The 20,307-nt window shown below is 61.7% G+C and carries 19 protein-coding genes and 1 pseudogene; 11 read left to right on the top strand and 9 right to left on the bottom strand.

Annotated features, from left to right (window positions below):
• Positions 1-80 precede the first annotated feature (80 nt).
• Both aroE and hemF read right to left on the bottom strand, forming a co-directional pair.
• The gene (gene aroE / locus ACW9IB_RS14685; RefSeq protein ID WP_457414212.1) at positions 81-899 is read right to left on the bottom strand and encodes a shikimate dehydrogenase; all 819 of its coding nucleotides are present in this window, start codon (positions 897-899) and stop codon (positions 81-83) included.
• Complete coding sequence (hemF, locus tag ACW9IB_RS14680) at positions 899-1,831, bottom strand: oxygen-dependent coproporphyrinogen oxidase (protein WP_457365458.1); 933 nt, start codon at positions 1,829-1,831, stop codon at positions 899-901. Before hemF ends, aroE begins: the two co-directional genes overlap by 1 nt.
• Before the next feature lie 159 nt (positions 1,832-1,990).
• On the opposite strand from hemF, the gene ACW9IB_RS14675 reads away from it, so the two are divergent.
• Positions 1,991-2,968 carry a quinone oxidoreductase family protein gene (locus ACW9IB_RS14675; protein ID WP_457414211.1) on the top strand — a complete coding sequence of 326 codons (978 nt, stop codon included), beginning with the start codon at positions 1,991-1,993 and terminating at the stop codon, positions 2,966-2,968.
• 134 nt (positions 2,969-3,102) lie between these two features.
• On the opposite strand, the gene ACW9IB_RS14670 is transcribed toward ACW9IB_RS14675, so the two are convergent.
• From ACW9IB_RS14670 to ACW9IB_RS14660, 3 genes are all read right to left on the bottom strand, one after another.
• On the bottom strand, positions 3,103-3,660 hold the full coding sequence (locus tag ACW9IB_RS14670) for an L-threonylcarbamoyladenylate synthase (RefSeq protein WP_457365460.1): 558 nt from the start codon (positions 3,658-3,660) through the stop codon (positions 3,103-3,105).
• 58 nt (positions 3,661-3,718) lie between these two features.
• Positions 3,719-4,822 (bottom strand): DNA-processing protein DprA, encoded by a 1,104-nt coding sequence (dprA, locus tag ACW9IB_RS14665; protein ID WP_457414209.1) that lies wholly within the window; start codon positions 4,820-4,822, stop codon positions 3,719-3,721.
• 63 nt (positions 4,823-4,885) lie between these two features.
• Entirely contained in the window at positions 4,886-5,662 is a 777-nt protein-coding gene (locus ACW9IB_RS14660) for a peptidoglycan-binding protein (RefSeq protein ID WP_457414208.1), read from the bottom strand.
• A gap of 135 nt (positions 5,663-5,797) precedes the next feature.
• On the opposite strand from ACW9IB_RS14660, the gene def reads away from it, so the two are divergent.
• The 5 genes from def (at position 5,798) to ACW9IB_RS14635 (ending at position 10,426) form a co-directional block, all read left to right on the top strand.
• Positions 5,798-6,304 carry a peptide deformylase gene (gene def, locus ACW9IB_RS14655; RefSeq protein ID WP_016978734.1) on the top strand — a complete coding sequence of 169 codons (507 nt, stop codon included), beginning with the start codon at positions 5,798-5,800 and terminating at the stop codon, positions 6,302-6,304.
• Positions 6,305-6,373: 69 nt separating this feature from the next.
• Positions 6,374-7,327, top strand: a complete 954-nt coding sequence (gene fmt / locus ACW9IB_RS14650; RefSeq protein ID WP_457414207.1) for a methionyl-tRNA formyltransferase — start codon at positions 6,374-6,376, stop codon at positions 7,325-7,327.
• Positions 7,324-8,634: a 16S rRNA (cytosine(967)-C(5))-methyltransferase RsmB gene (gene rsmB / locus ACW9IB_RS14645; RefSeq protein WP_457414206.1), complete on the top strand. Its 1,311-nt coding sequence runs from the start codon at positions 7,324-7,326 to the stop codon at positions 8,632-8,634. The genes fmt and rsmB overlap by 4 nt, the downstream gene beginning before the upstream one ends.
• 22 nt (positions 8,635-8,656) lie before the next feature.
• Positions 8,657-10,030 carry a Trk system potassium transporter TrkA gene (trkA, locus tag ACW9IB_RS14640; protein ID WP_457365465.1) on the top strand — a complete coding sequence of 458 codons (1,374 nt, stop codon included), beginning with the start codon at positions 8,657-8,659 and terminating at the stop codon, positions 10,028-10,030.
• 84 nt (positions 10,031-10,114) lie between these two features.
• Complete coding sequence (locus ACW9IB_RS14635) at positions 10,115-10,426, top strand: hypothetical protein (RefSeq protein ID WP_457365466.1); 312 nt, start codon at positions 10,115-10,117, stop codon at positions 10,424-10,426.
• Between the two features lie 131 nt (positions 10,427-10,557).
• On the opposite strand, the gene ACW9IB_RS14630 is transcribed toward ACW9IB_RS14635, so the two are convergent.
• The gene (locus tag ACW9IB_RS14630) at positions 10,558-11,445 is read right to left on the bottom strand and encodes a lysophospholipid acyltransferase (protein WP_457365467.1); all 888 of its coding nucleotides are present in this window, start codon (positions 11,443-11,445) and stop codon (positions 10,558-10,560) included.
• A 40-nt stretch (positions 11,446-11,485) separates the two neighbouring features.
• The gene (locus ACW9IB_RS14625) at positions 11,486-12,043 is read right to left on the bottom strand and encodes a DNA-3-methyladenine glycosylase I (RefSeq protein ID WP_457414205.1); all 558 of its coding nucleotides are present in this window, start codon (positions 12,041-12,043) and stop codon (positions 11,486-11,488) included.
• Positions 12,044-12,124: 81 nt separating this feature from the next.
• On the opposite strand from ACW9IB_RS14625, the gene glyQ reads away from it, so the two are divergent.
• The 4 genes from glyQ (at position 12,125) to ACW9IB_RS14605 (ending at position 16,521) form a co-directional block, all read left to right on the top strand.
• Complete coding sequence (glyQ, locus tag ACW9IB_RS14620; RefSeq protein ID WP_022641565.1) at positions 12,125-13,078, top strand: glycine--tRNA ligase subunit alpha; 954 nt, start codon at positions 12,125-12,127, stop codon at positions 13,076-13,078.
• A complete protein-coding gene (glyS, locus tag ACW9IB_RS14615; protein WP_457414204.1) occupies positions 13,075-15,129 on the top strand; it encodes a glycine--tRNA ligase subunit beta in 2,055 nt (684 codons plus the stop codon). Before glyQ ends, glyS begins: the two co-directional genes overlap by 4 nt.
• Positions 15,129-15,668, top strand: coding sequence for a D-glycero-beta-D-manno-heptose 1,7-bisphosphate 7-phosphatase (gmhB, locus tag ACW9IB_RS14610; RefSeq protein ID WP_457365573.1), 540 nt, complete (start codon positions 15,129-15,131; stop codon positions 15,666-15,668). Before glyS ends, gmhB begins: the two co-directional genes overlap by 1 nt.
• Positions 15,669-15,750: 82 nt before the next feature.
• Complete coding sequence (locus ACW9IB_RS14605) at positions 15,751-16,521, top strand: lysophospholipid acyltransferase family protein (RefSeq protein ID WP_457365470.1); 771 nt, start codon at positions 15,751-15,753, stop codon at positions 16,519-16,521.
• A gap of 181 nt (positions 16,522-16,702) precedes the next feature.
• Here the strand turns inward: ACW9IB_RS14605 and ACW9IB_RS14600 are convergent, their stop codons facing one another.
• Together ACW9IB_RS14600 and ACW9IB_RS14595 are read right to left on the bottom strand one after the other, a co-directional pair.
• Positions 16,703-18,982 (bottom strand): CHASE2 domain-containing protein, encoded by a 2,280-nt coding sequence (locus tag ACW9IB_RS14600; protein ID WP_457414203.1) that lies wholly within the window; start codon positions 18,980-18,982, stop codon positions 16,703-16,705.
• Positions 18,983-18,985: 3 nt separating this feature from the next.
• A pseudogene (locus ACW9IB_RS14595) lies at positions 18,986-19,174 on the bottom strand (hypothetical protein); the annotation flags it as partial.
• Between the two features lie 317 nt (positions 19,175-19,491).
• Between ACW9IB_RS14595 and ACW9IB_RS14590 the strand changes: the two are divergent.
• The gene (locus tag ACW9IB_RS14590; protein WP_457414202.1) at positions 19,492-20,214 is read left to right on the top strand and encodes a response regulator transcription factor; all 723 of its coding nucleotides are present in this window, start codon (positions 19,492-19,494) and stop codon (positions 20,212-20,214) included.
• Positions 20,215-20,307: the final 93 nt, after the last annotated feature.

Raw genomic sequence — 20,307 nt, 5'->3', positions numbered from 1 at the left:
GCGGAGTATCAGCCCGCTCATTGGGTACTGACACACCGCTATCGCAGGCAAGCCAGCTCCCACATTGACTATGCCCACATTCAAGCTAACTGGCGACGCAGTTCGGCGAGCACCGGTGCCGACTCCGGGCGCACCCCGCGCCACAGGAAGAACGCTTCCGCGGCCTGCTCAACGAGCATCCCCAAACCATCCATCGCCACGGCTGCACCTTGCTCAGTGGCCCAGCGGCAAAACGCGGTGGGTTCCTTGGCGTACATCATGTCGTAGCAAAAGGTCTTGCCCGGCTCGATAAGGCTGCCGGCAATCGGCGGTACATCGCCTGACAGGCTGGCGGACGTGGCATTGATGATCAGGTCCACCGGCTCGCTCAGCCAATCGAAACCGCTGGCCGACACCGGGCCCAGGTCGTCGAACAGTCCGGCGAGCAATTCGGCCTTTTCCACCGTGCGATTGGCGATGATCAGCGAACCCGGCTGCTCGGCCAGCAGTGGCTCCAGCGCACCACGTACCGCGCCGCCCGCGCCCAGCAACAGGATGCGTTTGCCTTGCAGGTTCAATCCGGCGTTGACGGTCAGGTCGCGCACCAGGCCGGCACCGTCGGTGTTATCACCGAGCAGGCTGCCATCGGCCCGCTTGCTCAGGGTGTTCACCGCACCGGCACGTTGGGCGCGCTCCGTCAGGGTGTTGGCCAGGCGATAGGCCTCCTCCTTGAACGGGACTGTGACATTGGCGCCACGGCCTTGCTGAAAGAACTCACGGGCACAGCCGGTGAAATCCTCCAGCGGCGCCAGCAGCGTGCTGTAGTCCAACTGCTCGCCGGTCTGCTGGGCAAACAGGCGGTGGATCAACGGCGACTTGCTGTGGCCGATGGGGTTGCCGAACACGACATAACGGTCCATCAGACAGCCGCCTTGGGCGCGGCGATGCCCAGCCAGTCGCGGTCCTGCAGGAAATAATCGGTGAGACGCGCCTCTTCGCTGCCGGCTTCGGCTTTCCAGTCATAGCTCCAGCGCACTTGCGGTGGCAGCGACATCAGGATCGACTCGGTACGCCCGCCCGATTGCAGGCCGAACAGGGTGCCCCGGTCGTAGACCAGATTGAACTCGACATAGCGTCCGCGCCGGAACTCCTGGAACTCGCGCTGCTGCTCGGTATAAGCCATGGCCTTGCGGCGCTGCACGATGGGCAGATAGGCGTCGATGTACGCGTCGCCAATGGCGCGGATGAAGGCGAAGCAGGTGTCAAAGTCCCATTCGTTCAAGTCATCGAAGAACAGGCCACCGATGCCACGGGGCTCATTGCGATGCTTGATATGGAAATAGGTGTCGCACCAGGCCTTGTAGCGCGCATACACGTCCGGGCCGAACGGCGCACACGCCTGCTCGGCCACGCGGTGCCAGTGGATGCAGTCTTCTTCGTTGCCGTAGTAGGGCGTGAGGTCGAAACCGCCACCGAACCACCACACCGGCTCTTCGCCGTCTTTTTCGGCGATGAAAAAGCGCACGTTGGCGTGGGATGTCGGTACATGGGGGTTGTGCGGGTGGATCACCAGCGACACGCCCAGGGCTTCGAAGCCACGACCGGCCAGTTCAGGTCGATGGGCACTGGCGGACGGCGGAAGACCGCTGCCAAACACGTGGGAAAAGTTGACGCCGCCCTTTTCAATCACCGAACCATTCGCGATCACACGGGTGCGACCACCGCCGCCGGCAGGCCGGGTCCAGGCGTCTTCGATAAAGCGAGTGTCCGTCTCGAAGGTTTCCAGGGCGCTGCAAATGCGGTCTTGCAGGTCAAGCAGGTAGGCCTTTACAGCCTCGGTGCGGGTAGTCATGGCATCACCTTGAATCGGGCAAAGCTACACGAGGCCATCGGGCGTCGGCGGCAAATGGGCGCACAGGATACCACCGCACCGGGCGCCACCACAGTTGACGAAGATCAAGCTTAGGAGTCCGATAGGGGGCTTCGCGACATTGACCCAAGGAGAGAGCAGATGGCCAAACGTATCCAGTTCCGTGCCCATGGCGGCCCCGAAGTGCTTGAGTACGTGGACTACACACCGGCCGAACCGGGCCCGCAGCAGGTTCGCGTGCGCAACGAGGCGATCGGCTTGAACTTCATCGACACCTATTTCCGCAGTGGCCTGTATGCACCGCCGGCGTTGCCATCGGGGTTGGGCGCAGAGGGCGCGGGTGTGGTCGATGCGGTGGGCAGTGACGTCACCCGGTTCAAGGTCGGCGATCGCGTCGCCTACGGCAGCGGTCCGCTGGGCGCCTACAGCGACCTGCACGTGCTGCCCGCTGCCAACCTGGTGCACTTGCCGGACGATATCAGCTTCGAACAAGCCGCCGGCGCGATGCTCAAGGGACTGACCGTGCAGTACCTGCTGCGCCAGACCTATGAGCTCAAGGGCGGCGAGACCATCCTGTTCCACGCCGCCGCCGGTGGCGTAGGTTCCCTGGCTTGCCAATGGGCCAAGGCCCTCGGCGTGAAGCTGATCGGTACGGTGAGCTCGCCGGAAAAGGCCGCGCTGGCCAAGTCCCTCGGTGCCTGGGAAACCATCGATTACAGCAAGGAAAATGTCGCACAACGCGTGCTGGAATTGACCGACGGTAAAAAGGTACCGGTGGTGTATGACGGCGTCGGCAAGGACACCTGGCTGACCTCCCTCGACAGCGTCGCGCCACGGGGACTGGTGGTGAGCTTCGGCAACGCATCGGGTGCGGTGGACGGAGTGAACCTGGGGATTCTGGCCGCCAAGGGCTCGCTGTACGTCACCCGCCCGACGCTGGCGACTTACGCCAGCAACCCGACGGATCTGCAACGGATGGCCGACGATCTGTTCGCGATGATCCAGAGCGGCAAGGTGCGCATCGATATCAACCAGCGCTACTCGCTGGCAGACGCGGCGAAGGCGCAGACGGAGTTGTCGGGGCGGCGGACGACCGGGTCGACCATTTTGTTGCCGTAAGACAATGGATATCTGGAGTCTGTAAGGGCCTCTTCGCGGGCAAGCCCGCTCCCACACTTGATTGTGTTCATAAATCAAAATGTGGGAGCGGCGGTTCGACGCTTCGACTTGCCCGCGATGGCAGCGCCTCGGTCTTAAGAAGGCCGCACCACATCCCCGGTCGCCAGGTCGCGGATCAGGCTCGGGTTCTTGCGCCCGCCCAGGGCACCGCCCAATACCAGGTCCAGTTGGCCACGGAAATATTGCTCCACCCGCAACCGAGAGCGCGCGGCGGGGCGGCCCTGGGGGTTGGCCGACGTGGAAATCAGCGGGCCGACCTCGGCGCACAAATCCCGCACCAAAGGATGATCACTGACCCGCAGGGCCACGGTGTCATGCACCCCGGTGACCCATTCCGGCAGCAGGTTCTGGTGCGGCACCAGCCAGGTATTCGGCCCTGGCCAGGTGCTGGCCATGCGGTCGATCCAGGTGTCCGGGAAGTCTTCGAACAGGAAGTCGAACTGGCGGATGTTGTCGGCGACCAGAATCAGACCCTTGTCCACCGAACGGTTCTTGATCGCCAACAGACGGTCCACGGCTTCTTCATTCCAAGGGTCGCAGCCCAGGCCCCACACTGCCTCGGTTGGATAGGCAATCACCGCGCCCGCGCGAATTTCTCGCGCGGCTTCAAGCACACGCCACCTGTTGACCATTGTTCACTCTCCGGAATAAAGCTCTGCGCAGTTTACCGATCTTCTCTACAAAACCCACTTACAAAAGCTCGCTGCGTGCAAGCCAGCGCCCACCTTCGCAGATCACCTGACCCTCCAGTTCAAGCTCGGTCAGGGTCGCCAGCACCTGGGACAAGGGTCGACCACTGGCAATCGCCAATCCTTCACTGGTGTGGGACGCCGCGTGCAACAGCGCCACCAGCGGGTGTGTCACCGGTATCGGTGCTGGCCGGGACGCTGCTTGCCAGCCGCGCAGGCCTTCCAGAATGTGCTCGATGGTTTCCACCAGCGTGGCGCCTTCGCGGATCAATTGATGGCAGCCTTTGGCACCGGGGTGGTGGATCGAGCCCGGGATGGCATACACCTCGCGCCCTTGTTCGGCCGCAAGCTTGGCCGTGATCAGCGAGCCGCTGGCCATGCTGGCCTCGACCACCAGCACCCCCAACGACAAACCACTGATGATGCGGTTGCGCCGGGGAAAGTTGCCGGCCTGGGGCGGAGCATCCAGTGGAAACTCGGAAACCACGGCACTGCCTTGGTCGATCATCGCCGCCGCAAGCCGTCGATGGCGTTGTGGATAAAAATTTTCCAGCCCGGTGCCGAGTACGCCAATTGTCTGGCCACCCACGTCGAGTGCCGCCTGGTGTGCCGCGCCATCGATGCCCAAGGCGAGGCCGCTGGTAATGACAAAACCGGCGCTTGCCAGGCTGCGGGAAAAGGCCGCGGCGGTGTCCATGCCAGGGCGTGATGCACGACGGCTGCCGACCATCGCCAGTTGGGGTTTTTCCAGGATATCTGGCGCGCCGGCGACGAACAAAAGCGGTGGCGCGTCGTCGATCTGGGCGAGCAACGCGGGGTACTCCGGTTGGTCCCACATCAGCAAATGCTGGGCCGGACGGGCCAGCCATGCCAGTGCCTGACCGGCACCCTCGCGCACTTCATGACTGCGCCGCGCCTCTGCACTGATGGCAGGCAACCCAAGGGAGCGCCAGGCGCTGGCGGGTGCGCTGATGGCCTTCGACGCGCTGCCGAACGCCTCGATCAGCAGACGAAAACGCTTCGGACCCAACTCCGGCAGCCTGTGCAAGCGTAGTCGCGCTTCCAGCTCTGACGGGGAAATTTCACTGCTGTTTATCGGATACATCGGATCATCCTTGACCGGAACAAGCTGTGGATAACTCTGTTGGTAACTTGTTTAGCCACCTACTTATTGCGTTTGATGGGCGGTCTCGAATCGGTCCATCACCGCCAGCGGCTGTGAGGCGCTGAGGACCAGGCCGTAACTGAGCTTTTCGTAGGTGCGAAACACCAGCAGCGTGCCCGCACGCACGTCCGGAAGTTTCACCGGGACGCCGGTGAGGGTGTCGCGAACGCTGGCGCCCGCCTTGATGACTGCCAATAACTGGCCTTCGACAAGGCCGTCGCGGCGTCCTTTGTTCAAGGTCACGGCGTCCAGCACGCCGATCTGGGTGACGCCCTTGGGAATATCGATGATGTGGCCCGAGAGCGCAGGCGTGACGTTCGCGGTTGCCGGCTCCGCCAGCGTCACAGGTGGCTCGGCTCGCAACAGGCGGTCGCCAGGGCGTATTTCCTGGGTGACCCGCTGCACCGCCAGGGTGGTGACGTCGCCAGCCATGACAAAGCGCGCGGTACCGATGTCGTCGACGTTGATGCCGAGCAGCTCGCGGGTTTGCGGGTCAACGTAGGCCTTGCCCCGGCGGAAGATCCCGTAACTCGCTTGTACCGGGTCCAGGTTGCCCCGCGCGTGTACGCGGTCGCCGTTGGCGCCCAGCACGCGGCCTGTATCGGCCGCAACGATGTAGGGCGCGTGGTCCAGGTCCTGGGGGCTATCGAGAATACGGTTGTGCAGTAAAAAACGCTGGATGGCGTGTTGCGTCGGTTGATCCAGACGCTGAAGGGGTGGGGGGAGCAGGGCCGAGGCGAGCGGCGCCCACAACAGCAAGACGAGTAGCGATTTCCTCATGGGGTGAATCTCCTTTATTATGTGCGTTCGCGTGAAATGCCCGTGCCTTCGTGGCTTTTGGGCGTTTCACACCGGCTGTCTGGGTCCATCCCAACGCCGATTTGCCTCTACCTCACATGTGCAGCAATTACGCTTATGGCTATTTTGAACATCCTCGAATTCCCCGACTCGCGCCTGCGCACGATCGCCAAACCGGTGGCCGTAGTGGACGACAAGGTTCGTCAGTTGGTCGATGACATGTTTGAAACAATGTATGAAGCCCCGGGCATTGGCCTCGCCGCCACCCAAGTCAACGTGCATCAGCGCGTCGTGGTCATGGACCTTTCGGAAGATCGCAGCGAGCCGATGGTGTACATCAACCCCGAGTTCGAACCGCTGACCGACGAGATGGGCGAATACCAGGAAGGCTGCCTGTCGGTGCCGGAGTTCTACGAGAACGTCGAACGTCCGCTGCGCGTGAAGATCAAGGCCCTGGACCGCGACGGCAAACCGTTCGAACTGATCGCCGAAGGCCTGCTGGCGGTGTGCATCCAGCACGAGTGCGACCACCTCAACGGCAAGCTGTTTGTCGATTACCTGTCCACGCTCAAACGTGACCGGATCAAGAAGAAGCTGGAAAAAAAGCATCGCCAGCAAGCTTGATGCCCTCCTTCCAAAGGCTTGCTGCGGCAAGCCTTTTTCTTTTGTGACTGCTTTTAACCGAGACCTCCCATGACCGAGCCACTGCGCATTGTTTTTGCCGGCACTCCCGAATTCGCTGCCGAACACCTCAAGGCGCTGCTTGCCAGCCCTTATGACATCGTCGCGGTGTACACCCAGCCGGATCGCCCGGCCGGTCGCGGGCAAAAACTGATGCCAAGCCCGGTCAAGCAGTTGGCGCTGGAGCACAACCTCCCCGTGCTGCAACCGCCGACCCTGCGCAACGCCGAAGCTCAGGCCGAACTGGCGGCCTTGAAGCCGGACCTGCTGGTGGTGGTGGCCTACGGCTTGATCCTGCCGCAAGCCGTGTTGGATATTCCGCGTCTGGGTTGCATCAACAGCCATGCTTCGCTGCTGCCACGCTGGCGGGGCGCGGCGCCGATCCAGCGCGCCGTGGAAGCCGGCGACCACGAAAGCGGCGTGACCGTGATGCGCATGGAAGCGGGCCTGGACACTGGCCCGATGCTGCTCAAAGTCACCACCCCAATTACCGCCGACGACACCGGCGGCAGCCTGCACGACCGTCTCGCCGAACTCGGCCCGCCTGCCGTGGTACAGGCCATCGCCGGCCTGGCCGCCGGTACCCTGGAAGGCGAAGTGCAGGACGACAGCCTGGCCACCTATGCGCACAAGCTGAACAAGGACGAAGCGCGCATCGACTGGCAGCGCCCGGCCGTGGAGCTGGAACGTTTGGTGCGTGCTTTCAATCCATGGCCGATCTGCCACAGCACCCTCGACGGCGAAGCCTTGAAGGTGCTCGCCGCCGCCCTGGCAGAAGGCACAGGTGCCCCCGGTGAAATCATCGGCGCCAGCAAGGAGGGCCTGGTGGTCGCCTGCGGTGAGCAGGCGCTGTGTCTGACCCGTCTGCAATTGCCCGGCGGCAAGGCGCTCAATTTCAGCGACTTGTTCAACAGCCGCCGTGAGAAATTTGCCTTGGGCACAGTTCTCGGAGCACCCGCTCAATGAATCCACGTCTGGCCGCCGCCAAGGCCCTCGCCGCCGTCCTCAACGGCAAGGCGTCGCTGAACAGTTCGTTGCCCACGCAGTTGGACAAGGTCGAAGACCGCGACCGCGGCTTTACCCAGGACCTGGCGTTCGGCACCGCGCGCTGGCAGCCGCGGTTGTCGGCGCTGGCGGCCAAGCTGCTGCAAAAGCCATTCAAAGCTGCCGATGCGGATGTGGAAGCGCTGCTGCTGGTGGGTCTCTATCAACTGCTCTACACCCGCGTACCGGCCCACGCTGCCATCGGTGAGACCGTCGGTTGCGCCGACAAGCTGAAAAAGCCCTGGGCCAAGGCCTTGATCAACGCCGTGCTGCGCCGTGCCCAGCGTGAAAGCGAAGCGCTGCTGGCCGAGTTGGAACGCGATCCGGTGGTGCGTACCGCTCATCCGCGTTGGCTGCAGAAGTCGTTGAAAGCGTTCTGGCCCGAGCAATGGGAAGCCATCTGCGCCGCCAACAACGCGCACCCGCCGATGATTTTGCGGGTCAACCGCCGCCATCACCGGCGCGACGCCTACCTGCAACTGCTCACTGACGCTGGCATCCAGGCCACGCCCTGCGTGTACAGCGTCGACGGCATCGTGCTCGAATCCGCCACCGACGTGCGCAGCCTGCCGGGCTTTGCCGAAGGCTGGATCAGCGTGCAGGACGAGGCTGCGCAACTGGCTGCCGACCTGCTCGACCTCGCCCCTGGCCAGCGCGTGCTCGACGCGTGCTGCGCACCCGGCGGCAAGACATGTCACATTCTGGAAGTCGAACAAGACCTGGCCGGTGTGGTCGCCGTCGACCTCGAAGCCAAGCGCCTGGTGCGCGTGCGCGAGAACCTGGCGCGCCTGGGCCTCAGTGCGGAGCTGATCGCTGCCGATGGTCGTGACACTGCCACCTGGTGGGACGGCAAGCCGTTCCAGCGCATCCTGCTCGACGCGCCGTGCTCGGCCACCGGCGTGATCCGCCGCCACCCGGACATCAAACTCACGCGCCAGCCCGATGACATTGCGGCCCTGGCCACACTGCAAGGCGAACTGCTCGACGCAATGTGGCAGACCCTGGAAGTGGGCGGCATCCTGCTGTACGCCACCTGCTCGACCTTGCCCACCGAAAACACCGAGGTCATCGACGCCTTCCTCGCCCGCACCAGCGGCGCACGGGAGCTGGACCTCGCCACGCAAGCCGGTATCAAGCAGCCCCACGGTCGCCAGTTGCTCGCACAGGAAGGCGGACACGATGGCTTCTACTACGCCAAACTGATCAAGATCGCCGCTGCGCGCGGCTGAACGGGTTTAAGGGAGTGACCGGATGAAAATCATCATCCTTGGGGCAGGGCAAGTCGGTGGCACCCTGGCCGAACACTTGGCCAGCGAAGCCAACGACATCACGGTGGTCGACACCGACAGCGAGCGTCTGCGCGACCTCGGTGACCGCCTGGACATCCGTACGGTTCAAGGCCGTGCGTCATTCCCGACCGTGCTGCGCCAGGCCGGCGCCGACGATGCCGACATGCTGGTAGCCGTGACCAACAGTGACGAAACCAACATGGTCGCCTGTCAGGTCGCGCACACTTTGTTTCATACCCCGACCAAAATCGCCCGCGTGCGCGAAGCGGCCTACCTGACCCGCGCCGGCCTGTTCGACAACGACGCCATCCCGGTGGATGTGCTGATCAGTCCCGAGCAGGTGGTCACTCACTACATCAAGCGCCTGATCGAAATCCCCGGTGCCTTGCAGGTGATCGACTTCGCCGACAGCAAGGCGCAACTGGTCGCGGTCAAGGCCTATTACGGCGGCCCGCTGGTGGGCCAGCAACTGCGCCAACTGCGCGAACACATGCCCAATGTGGAGACCCGCGTCGCGGCGATTTTCCGACGCGATCGGCCGATCCTGCCCCAGGGCGACACCGTGATCGAGGCTGACGACGAAGTGTTTTTCATCGCCGCCAAAGCCAACATTCGCGCGGTGATGAGTGAAATGCGCCGGCTCGACGAAAACTACAAACGTATCGTGATCGCCGGTGGCGGGCAGATTGGCGAGCGCCTGGCCGAGGCCATCGAGAGCCGTTACCAAGTGAAGATCATCGAGATGAACCCGGCGCGTTGCCGGTATTTGTCCGACAACCTCGACAGCACCGTCGTACTTCAAGGCAGCGCCTCGGACCGCGATTTGCTGCTGGAAGAAAACATCGCCGACGCCGATATCTTCCTGGCCCTGACCAACGACGACGAGGCCAACATCATGTCTTCGCTGCTGGCCAAGCGGCTGGGGGCAAAGAAGGTGATGACCATCATCAACAACCCGGCCTACGTGGATCTCATCCAGGGCGGTGATATCGACATCGCCATCAGCCCGCAACTCGCCACCATCGGCACCTTGCTGGCCCACGTGCGCCGTGGCGATATCGTCAGCGTGCACTCCCTGCGCCGGGGCGCGGCGGAAGCCATCGAGGCGATTGCCCACGGTGACGCCAAGTCGAGCAAGGTGATCGGCAAAGCCATCCGCGACATCGGCCTGCCACCGGGCACCACGATTGGCGCGATCATCCGCGATGAGGAGGTGATCATTGCGCATGACGACACGGTCATCGCTACCGGAGACCATGTGATCCTGTTCCTGGTGGACAAGAAACATATCCGCGATGTGGAGAAGTTGTTCCACGTGGGGCTGAGTTTTTTCTGATCGAAGCTCTTGAGTGCCTGTGCGGGTCTCATCGCGGGCAAGCCCGCTCCCACAGGGGATCGTATTTCAGAGGGAGGGCTGACGATGCTGGAATCGCTGGAAAAAATGCTCGCCAAGGGTGTGGATAATTCACTGCTGCGCTTTGGCCTGGGCAAGGGTTATCTGGACCTGAAGGATAACGCCAGGGCGGCGGAGCATTTGCGCAAGTGCGTGGAATTCGATCCGAAGTATTCGGCGGCCTGGAAGCTCTTGGGCAAGGCGCAGTTGGGGCTGGAAGACCGCGCAGCGGCGCGGTTGGCGTGGGAGCAGGGCATTGAAGCGGCCCAGGCCCACGGCGACAAGCAGGCCGAAAAAGAGATGACGGTGTTCCTGAAGAAACTCGACCGCCAGCCCTGAGCGGATCCCCTGTGGGAGCTGGCTTGCCCGCGATAGCATCACCTCGGTATGAATGAAACACCGAGTTGCCCGCATCGCAGGCAAGCCAGCTCCCACATTTGACCTCCGTTGTCAGGGAGATCAGCGGTCAATCAATACCAGCGCGCCTCGCCCGGCGGGCGTTTCTTGAAGCGCTTCATGCTCCACATGTACTGGCTCGGGTAGGCGCCGACGTAGCGCTCGACCACCTTGCTCATCGCCGCGCAGGACGTGGCGGTGTCGGTGCTGTACATATCTTCCGGCGCCGCTTCCAGGATCACTTTGTAACCCGAACCGTCCGGCAGCCGCAGCGCGTGCAAAAACACGCCCACCGCCTTGCCACCTGCGAGCATGTTCGGCACGAACTTGCTGGTGAGCGCCTGGGTGGCGAAGAACGGCACGAAGATCCCCGCCGATTCAGCCGGCTCAGGGTCAGCCGGGATGCCCACTTGGCCACCTTTACGCACTTCCTTGATGACGCTGAGGATGCCTTCTTTGGTGGACGCCGCCACGCGGTTACCCAATTGCACGCGCTGTTTTTGCAACAGCTCATCCACCGCCTTGAGCTTGGGCGGACGGTAGAAAATGATCGGTTTGCATTGGTTGCAATAGAAGTGGTTCAACACTTCCCAGTTGCCCAGGTGGCTGGTGATGCCGACCACGCCTTTGCCTGAGGCCAGCGCTTCGTGCAGCACTTCCAGGCCTTCGACTTCGCGCACCAGGTCGATGGAGCGCTGGGCCGGCCAGATCCAGGCGCAGGCGCTTTCGGTGAGGGACTTGCCGATGTCCATCAGGCTCTGGCCGACCAGACGCTCGCGCGCAGTCGGGTCCATGTCCGGGAAGCACTTGGAGAGGTTGATCCGCACCGTGTCGCGTGAACGGTTGGGGGTTTTCCACATGATCCAGCCGATGGCCGAACCCACTGCTTGCACCGCGCGCCAAGGCAACAGGGCAAACAACCGGAGAGCGCCTACCAGCAAGGCGCCTTTAAACTTTTCCACAGGTCACTCCTGATCGTGTGTGGTGCGCAAAGCCGGCATTCTAACCGGCGTGGGCCAAGTCCGCGTAACGGTCGCAGTCCTGAGTGTGGTCCATGACCATGCCGGAGGCCTGCATGAAGGCGTAGCAAATGGTCGGGCCGACAAAGGTGAAACCGGCTTTTTTCAGGGCCTTGCTCATGGCTTCGGCCTCGGACGTGATCGCCGGGACTTCGCTGCGGTCCTTGAAGTGATTGATCTTCGGTACACCGCCTACGAACGACCAGAGCAACCCCACCGGATCCTCCAGCGCCAGCCAGGCCGCCGCGTTGCGACGGGTGGCGTTGAGTTTCAAGCGATTGCGCACGATGCCCGGGTCGAGCATCAGTGCGTCGATCTCGGCGTCGGTCAGGCGCGCCAGGCGCTGGGCGCGGAAACCGAACAGGACCTTTCGGTAATGCTCGCGTTTGCGTAAAACGGTGATCCAGGAAAGGCCCGCCTGGAACCCTTCAAGCAAAAGCAACTCGAACAAACCCTGCGCGTCGCGCAGCGGCGTTCCCCACTCCTGATCGTGATAAGCCATGTACAGCGGATCTTCAGAACACCAAAAGCAGCGTGGCATAAGGCTCCAGGGGATGGTGGCGCGGCCGAATCGGGTATACTCCCGCTCTTTAAATCGCAGCCCAAGTAACAGGTGAATTTCGTGAGCCAGCCTACGCCAGCCGTGCGTACCTTCCAAGACTTGATCCTCGCCCTCCAGCAATACTGGGCCGAGCAAGGTTGTGTGGTACTTCAGCCCTACGATATGGAAGTAGGCGCCGGCACTTTCCACACCGCGACCTTCCTGCGGGCCATCGGCCCGGAAACCTGGAACGCCGCCTATGTGCAGCCAAGCCGCCGCCCAACCGACGGCCGCTACGGCGAAAACCCCAACCGCCTGCAGCACTACTACCAGTTCCAGGTGGTATTGAAGCCGAACCCGGAAAACTTCCAGGAGCTGTACCTGGGCTCGTTGAAACACGTCGGCCTGGACCCGCTGGTCCACGACATCCGTTTCGTCGAAGACAACTGGGAATCGCCGACCCTGGGCGCCTGGGGCCTGGGTTGGGAAGTGTGGCTCAACGGCATGGAAGTGACGCAGTTCACTTACTTCCAGCAGGCGGGCGGCATCGAGTGCTACCCGGTGACCGGCGAAATCACCTACGGCCTGGAACGCCTGGCCATGTACCTGCAAGGCGTGGACTCGGTCTACGACCTGGTGTGGGCTGACGGCCCGTTCGGCAAAGTCACCTATGGCGATGTGTTCCACCAGAACGAAGTGGAACAGTCCACCTACAACTTCGAACATGCCAACGTCGACAAACTGTTCGAACTGTTCGACTTCTATGAAAGCGAAGCCAAGCGCCTGATCGAACTCGACCAGCCGCTGCCGTTGCCAAGCTATGAAATGGTGTTGAAGGCCTCCCATACCTTCAACCTGCTGGACGCCCGCCGCGCCATCTCGGTGACTGCGCGTCAGCAATACATCCTGCGTGTGCGCACCCTGGCGCGTTCCGTTGCACAAGCCTACCTGCTGGCGCGCGCCAAGCTGGGCTTCCCGATGGCGACCCCGGACCTGCGTGATGAAGTGTTGGCTAAGCTGGAGGCTGCACAATGAGTGCTCAAGATTTCCTGGTTGAACTGGGCACCGAAGAGCTGCCACCCAAGGCACTGAACACCCTGGCCGATGCGTTCCTGGCCGGTATCGAAAAAGGCCTGCAAACCGCCGGCGTGAAATTCGCCGCCAAGAAAGTCTATGCCGCGCCACGTCGTCTGGCGGTGTTGCTGACCGCGCTGGAAACCCAGCAGCCGGACCGCAGCATCAACCTCGACGGCCCGCCGCGTCAGGCGGCTTTCGATGCCGAAGGCAATCCGACCCAAGCCGCGCTGGGCTTCGCCAAGAAGTGCGGCGTGGAACTGAGCGAAATCGACCAGAGCGGCCCGAAACTGCGCTTCAGCCAGGTGATCCCGGGCAAGCCGACCGCGAGCCTGCTGCCGACCATCGTTGAAGATTCCCTGAACGACCTGCCGATCCCCAAGCGCATGCGCTGGGCCGCGCGCAAGGAAGAGTTCGTGCGCCCAACCCAATGGTTGGTGATGCTGCTCGGCGACCAGGTGGTGGACTGCACCATCCTCGCTCAGAAGGCCGGTCGCGATTCCCGTGGCCACCGCTTCCATCATCCGCAAAGCGTGCGCATCACGTCGCCCGCCAACTACCTCAACGACCTGCGTGCCGCCTATGTACTGGCCGACGCCAATGAGCGTCGCGAGCTGATCAGCAAGCGCACCGAAGAACTGGCGCGCATGCAGGAAGGCACCGCGATCGTGCCACCCAGCCTGCTGGACGAAGTGGCCGCGTTGGTGGAATGGCCGGTGCCGTTGGTGTGCTCGTTCGAAGAGCGTTTCCTCGACGTGCCGCAAGAAGCCCTGATCACCACCATGCAGGACAACCAGAAGTACTTCTGCCTGCTGGACGTGGACGGCAAGCTGCTGCCGCGCTTCATCACCGTGGCCAACATCGAGAGCAAGGACCCGCAGCAGATCATCGCCGGTAACGAGAAAGTCGTGCGCCCGCGTCTGACCGACGCCGAGTTCTTCTTCAAGCAGGACAAGAAGCAGAAGCTGGAAGACTTCAACCTGCGCCTGCAGAACGTGGTGTTCCAGGAAAAACTCGGCAGCGTCTACGACAAGGCCGTGCGGGTATCCAAGCTGGCCGCCTACATCGCCCCGCGCATTGGTGGCGACGCGGCCTGGGCGGCACGTGCGGGCCTGCTGTCCAAGTGCGACCTGGCCACCGAGATGGTCGGCGAGTTCCCGGAAATGCAGGGTGTTGCGGGCTACTACTACGCTCTCAACGACGGTGAGCCGGACGATGTGGCCCTGGCGCTGAACGAGCAGTACATGCCGCGCGGTGCCGGTGCTGAATTGCCGAGCACCTTGACCGGCGCAGCCGTAGCCATCGCCGACAAGCTGGATACCCTGGTGGGTATCTTCGGTATCGGCATGTTGCCTACCGGCAGCAAAGACCCCTACGCGCTGCGTCGTGCCGCGCTGGGCGTGCTGCGTATCCTGATCGACAAACAGCTGGACCTCGACCTGACCCAGGCCGTGGTGTTCGCAGTCGGCCAGTTCGGTGCCAAGGTCAAGCAAGCCGGCCTGGCCGAGCAAGTGCTGGAATTCATCTTCGACCGCCTGCGTGCGCGTTACGAAGACGAGGGCGTGGACGTGTCGGTGTACCTGTCGGTACGTGCCCTGCAACCGGGGTCGGCACTGGACTTCGATCAGCGTGTGCAGGCCGTACAGGCTTTCCGCAAGCTGCCGGAGGCCGAAGCCCTGGCCGCCGTGAACAAGCGTGTGTCGAACCTGCTGAGCAAGGCTGAAGGCCTGGGCAATGCCGAAGTCGACCCGGGCCTGTTTGCCGATGCCAAGGAGTTTTCGCTGAACTCGGCCATCGCCAAGGCTGAAAACGCGGTGAAGCCGCTGATCGCCGAACGTAACTATGCCGAGGCACTCGCACGTCTGGCCACCCTGCGTGAACCGGTGGATGCGTTCTTCGAAGCGGTGATGATCAATGCCGAAGATGCCGGCGTGCGGAAAAACCGCTACGCCATGCTGGCGCGTCTGCGCGGCCTGTTCATCAATATCGCTGACATTTCCGTACTGGGCTGATCATGTTGAAACTGCTGATTCTCGATCGGGACGGGGTGATTAATTACGACTCCGACGCGTATATCAAGTCAGTGGCGGAGTGGGTGCCACTGCCCGGCTCGATCGAGGCCATCGCGCAGTTGAGCAAAGCCGGCTGGACGGTGGCCATCGCCACCAACCAGTCCGGCATCGCCCGCGGCTATTACGACATCGCTACCCTGGAGGCCATGCACGCGCGCCTGCGCACGTTGGTGGCCGAGCAGGGCGGCGAAGTGGGGCTGGTGGTGTATTGCCCTCACGGACCGGATGAAGGCTGCGATTGCCGCAAACCCAAGCCTGGCATGTTGAAAACCATTGCAGAACATTACAAGGTGCCGTTAGCTGGGATATGGTTCGTCGGGGACAGCCTCGGTGACCTGGAAGCGGCCAAAGCCGTCGACTCTCAGCCCGTTTTGGTAAAGACCGGAAAAGGCGAAAAGACCCAGGCGAAAAACCTGCCGGTTGGCACTTTGATTTTTGACGATCTGGCGGCGGTTGCCGCAGAACTTATCAACAACTAGCCGCCCTCGACTTCCTGGACAAGGATTGCTCGGGAGTGCGCTTTTAGCAGGCGGGCCGTGTCCCGCAACGGTAAATGCCGCCATGTCGATCTTGCAGGCCATCAGAACCTTTTTCTTTTACCTGCTGCTGGGCACCAGTTCGTTTCTCTGGTGCACCCTGAGCTTTTTTATTGCGCCGTTCCTGCCGTTCAAGGCGCGATATCGTTTTATCAACGTCTATTGGTGCCGCTGCGCGTTGTGGCTGACCAAGGTATTCCTCAACATTCGTTTCGAGGTCAAGGGCGCAGAAAACGTGCCTGAACAACCCTGCGTGATTCTGTCGAACCACCAGAGCACCTGGGAAACGTTCTTTCTGTCGGCGTACTTCTCGCCCTTGAGCCAGGTGCTAAAGCGCGAGCTGCTGTACGTGCCGTTCTTCGGCTGGGCGATGGCCATGCTGCGTCCGATCGCCATCGACCGCGACAACCCCAAGGCAGCCCTCAAACATGTGGCCAAGAAAGGCGACGAGCTGCTCAAGGACAATGTCTGGGTGCTGATCTTCCCGGAAGGAACACGCGTGCCTTACGGCAGCATCGGCAAATTCTCACGCGGCGGCACGGCCTTGGCGGTCAATGCCCACTTGCCTGTGTTGCCGATTGCCCATAACGCCGGCAAGTTCTGGCCAAAGACAGGTTGGGCCAAACGTGAAGGTGTTATCACGGTGGTGATTGGTGAGCCCATGTACGCCGACGGTGATGGGCCGCGCGCCATTGCTGCGCTCAATGACAGGGCTGCGGCCTGGAACGAAGCGCAACAACGGGCTATGGGTTCGTTGCCACCACAACCCGTGGTGGTGGACACACCGGTGGTTTGAGCATCTGTGGATAACCTGTGTACGGTTTGTTGGCGAATTGCCGTTTTTGATCCATAAGAAGCTGATTTACTTACATATTTCCCAAGTTCATAAATTTCCGGAAAAGGTGCATAAGTTTTTTCCGCATAAAAAACCGGTCTTTGTGACCGGTTTTTTGTGCACTGTGCAAACGTCGACTTTTTCAGTTATCCAACAGAGGCAATTCGAGCGTAAATGTCGTGCCTTTGCCCACGACACTCTTGCAACTGATACGCCCCGCATGGCGTTCGACCACCGCCTTGACCATGGTCAGCCCCAATCCCAATCCTTCACTGCCCTGAGCGGAGTCAAAGCGCCGATACTGGCTGAACAGCTCCGGCAAGTCTTGCGCGGCGATGCCAGGGCCCTGATCGCTGATATGGCACTCCAGCCATCCTTGTACGCTAGCGTGTCGCAAGCGCACGGTGGTACCGGACGCTGAATACTTGATCGCATTCTCCAGCACGTTGAACAACGCCCGCGTCAGCAGCGATTGATCTGCCGAGACCATGGCCTCATCTGCCTCATCCAGGTCATGCACCAGATGGATACCCTTGAGTTGGGCCAGCACCGCGACCTGGTCGAACGCATCCATCACCAGCATGGCGAACAGCGTGGGCTGGAAGCGATAACCGTCGGCCTCGGCCTTGGCCAGTTGCACGAAGGATTCGGTCAGGCTCAAGGCACGCCGTACCTGTTGCTCGATCTGGGCAAACACAGGTGATTCGCCGCTGTGCACGTCCAGCAGCGCCAGAATCGCTGAATGGGGCGCACGCAGGTCGTGGGACAGGAAGCGCAGCATGGTTTCACGGTGCTGCTGGGCATCACGCTCCTTGCTCAGGTCGGTGAGGCTTAGCAGCCAGCCGAGCGCGACATCGCCTTCGGCCGGCAGCAGGGGAGCGAGCTCCATGCGCAGGCTGCGTTGGTGGATGTCACGGAACTCGACCAGCTCCAGCGCCGAGAGAGTAGGGCGCACGCCGTTGTGCAGCGGCGGGTAACCCAGGTCAGCGAGTTGCTCCAGCAGGTTTTGCGCTACCAGCTCATTGCCAAATACCTCGCGGGCAATGCGGTTGGCCAGCAGGACATTGCCCTGAGGGTCAGTGATCAAGGTCGCCACCGGCAGACATTCCAGACCGTCGGCCATGAAGCGTCGGGTGTCACGGGTGCGGCTGACGGCCTGCTCCAGGGCGAAGATGCGTCCCTGCAGAATATCGCCCTTGCTGGCAGGCGCACGGCGGCGTTCCGGGAGCACTTTGGGTTCGTTATCCAGGCGGGCCAGCTCCCAGCCGAAGTAGGACAGAATCACGCTCAGGCGGCGCCAGTTCCAGATCAGGTAACTGAGCAACAAACCGATCAGGCAGGCTGCCGGCGACCACCAGTGACCCAGCCGTAACAACACCCATGAGCCCAATAGCGCGGCCACCATGCAGCTCAAGGTCATCCACAACGCGTAACGCGGACGGTACAGCAGTAAACCGAGCAGCAAGGCCACCAGGGACGTTGCCATTAATGCGGCCAGCCAGCCGGGCAGGTCGACAATCGTGCGACCTTGCAGCAGGCCGTTGAGCACGTTGGCCAGGATCTCGACCCCCGCCGTCGTACCCGCAAAGGAGGAGAGTGGCGTGACGGAACGGTCACCCATGCCGGATGCCGTAGCCCCCACCAGAATCAAGCGGTCGCGCAAGGCTGAGGGAGGTACCTCACCGCGCAATACGCTGACGTACGACACACTGGGAAAATGCGTGTGAGCGGCGATAAAGGGAATGCGAATAGCGTGCTCTCGATGCCATTGCGCGCCTGACGACTCCAGGGGCTCTCCCGGCATTGGCGATGGCTGATCTGTCATCTCATAGGCCAGCCAGGCCAGCTGGGGAGCCGGAGCGTCGGCAGGCCCTTCGCGCATGTAGAGGCTGCGTACGACGCCGTCGCTGTCTGCTTCAACGTTGATATGCCCCATACCTTTGGCACATTTGAGCAGCGCCGCCATTTGCGCACCGGGTTGGCTGTAGCTTGCAGAGCCTTCACGTAACAGAGGTAACAGCACGTTGCCGGCATTGCAGACCGAGTCGGCCAGGCGTTTGTCATTGGCCGGATCACCGGGCTCGCTGAAAATCACATCGAACAGGATGCCAGCCGGTTGGGCAGCGCTAAGACGGTCGATGAGGTCGGCGTGCAGGCTGCGCGGCCACGGCCATTGCCCGAGCTTCTTGAGGCTGGGATCGTCGATGGTCACCAGCAGGATGCGCGGGTCGACCGGAAGGGGAGTGAGGCGGCGAAGGCTGTCGTACAGCGGGTTGTTCAGGGCCAGGCCCGGGCTCAGGGACATGTAAGCGGTAATGGGCAGCAACAGTAAACCAATCCACAGCCATTCGCGCACGAGGCCATGGAACAAGCGCTGGGCGTGGGTGGGTTGGCGTTTCTCGGTCTTGCGCCAGAGCGTCATCGGTCAACCACCGCTCGCCTGCGCCTGGGTTGCAGGCGGGTAGTAGAAAATGTCATAGACCCCGTTTTTTTCCTCCAGACCCTGCTCGTCGTAGGCAGACATCCGCACGTGATAGAACGACGCCTTCAGCCCAGTGAAGCTCATTTTGGACTCGCTGGAAAAGTTTTCCTGTTTGATGTTCATAAAGGCCGCCGAATCCGAGTTTATTGCGACCAGGGAGCGATGCGGAGGAGATGTCATGGGGTTCATCAAGGCAGTGGATTCCAGAGGGCTTCTGACATCACCGCGCATGCATTTACGTCAGCATGCGTCGACTGATCCTTTTCCTTACGCGCGGGAGCCGGTATCTTTCCCACATAGTTTCCCACACAGGTATCGAGGGCTTTCAACGGGCCATTGCCCTTGAGCATCAGCGTACCGAGAGAACCAGGGAGTCACTGATTCTGCGCACAATTCTTCAGAATCGATGACTGATGGCTGTCGTACTCTTCAAGTAGAAGGACCCACTCATGCGTGTCGCAATACTGGATGACGAACCCGCGGAACTGCGACGGGTGGAACAGACACTGCGACAAATCCCCAGCACCGCAGAGCAGCCCTGGACCCTGCATTGCTTTGAGCGCGGTGAAGACCTGCTGCGTCAATTGCGCCGCGAAACCTTCGACCTGTTGATCCTTGATTGGCAACTGCCCGACATTACCGGCATCGCCCTGCTGCGCTGGACTCGCGAACACATGGAGGTTCCGCCTGCGGTCATCATGCTCACGAGTCGGGATGCCGAGAGCGACATCGTCACCGCATTAAACAGCGGCGCCGATGATTACGTCAGCAAACCCTTTCGTCCCAACGAACTCAAAGCACGGGTAACTGCCGTGCTACGACGTCACGGCCTGCAGAAATCGGCCACCCACGACGTGCAGAGTTTTAATGACCTGACCTTTGATGATGCCGAACTGACCGTAACCCGCGCAGGCAAACCCATCAACCTGACAGAGCGCGAATACCGCTTGGCCAGTTGTTTGTTTGCCAATCTGGCGCGCCCGTTATCGCGTGAGTATCTGTATGAGCGGTTCTGGACCCACGAAGAAATGGTGTCATCACGCCCGCTGGATACGCATATCTATCGACTGCGCAACAAGCTTGGGCTGACGGCGGATCGGGGTTGGCAGTTGCTGACGATCTATGGATATGGGTATCGGTTGGAGAGTGTGGCAGCGCCCTCTTCCAACTGAAATCGATGATGTTCCACGTGGAGCATTTAGAAATTCGAGCAGTACATCCATAAAAAAGGCCAACGTAACGTTGGCCTTTTTTTGTGCGGCGGG

The sequence above is a fragment of the Pseudomonas sp. SDO524_S393 genome (genome assembly GCF_054071875.1).
The sequence above is the reverse complement of the archived record's forward strand: the minus strand, read 5'-3'. Positions and strand labels throughout refer to the sequence as shown.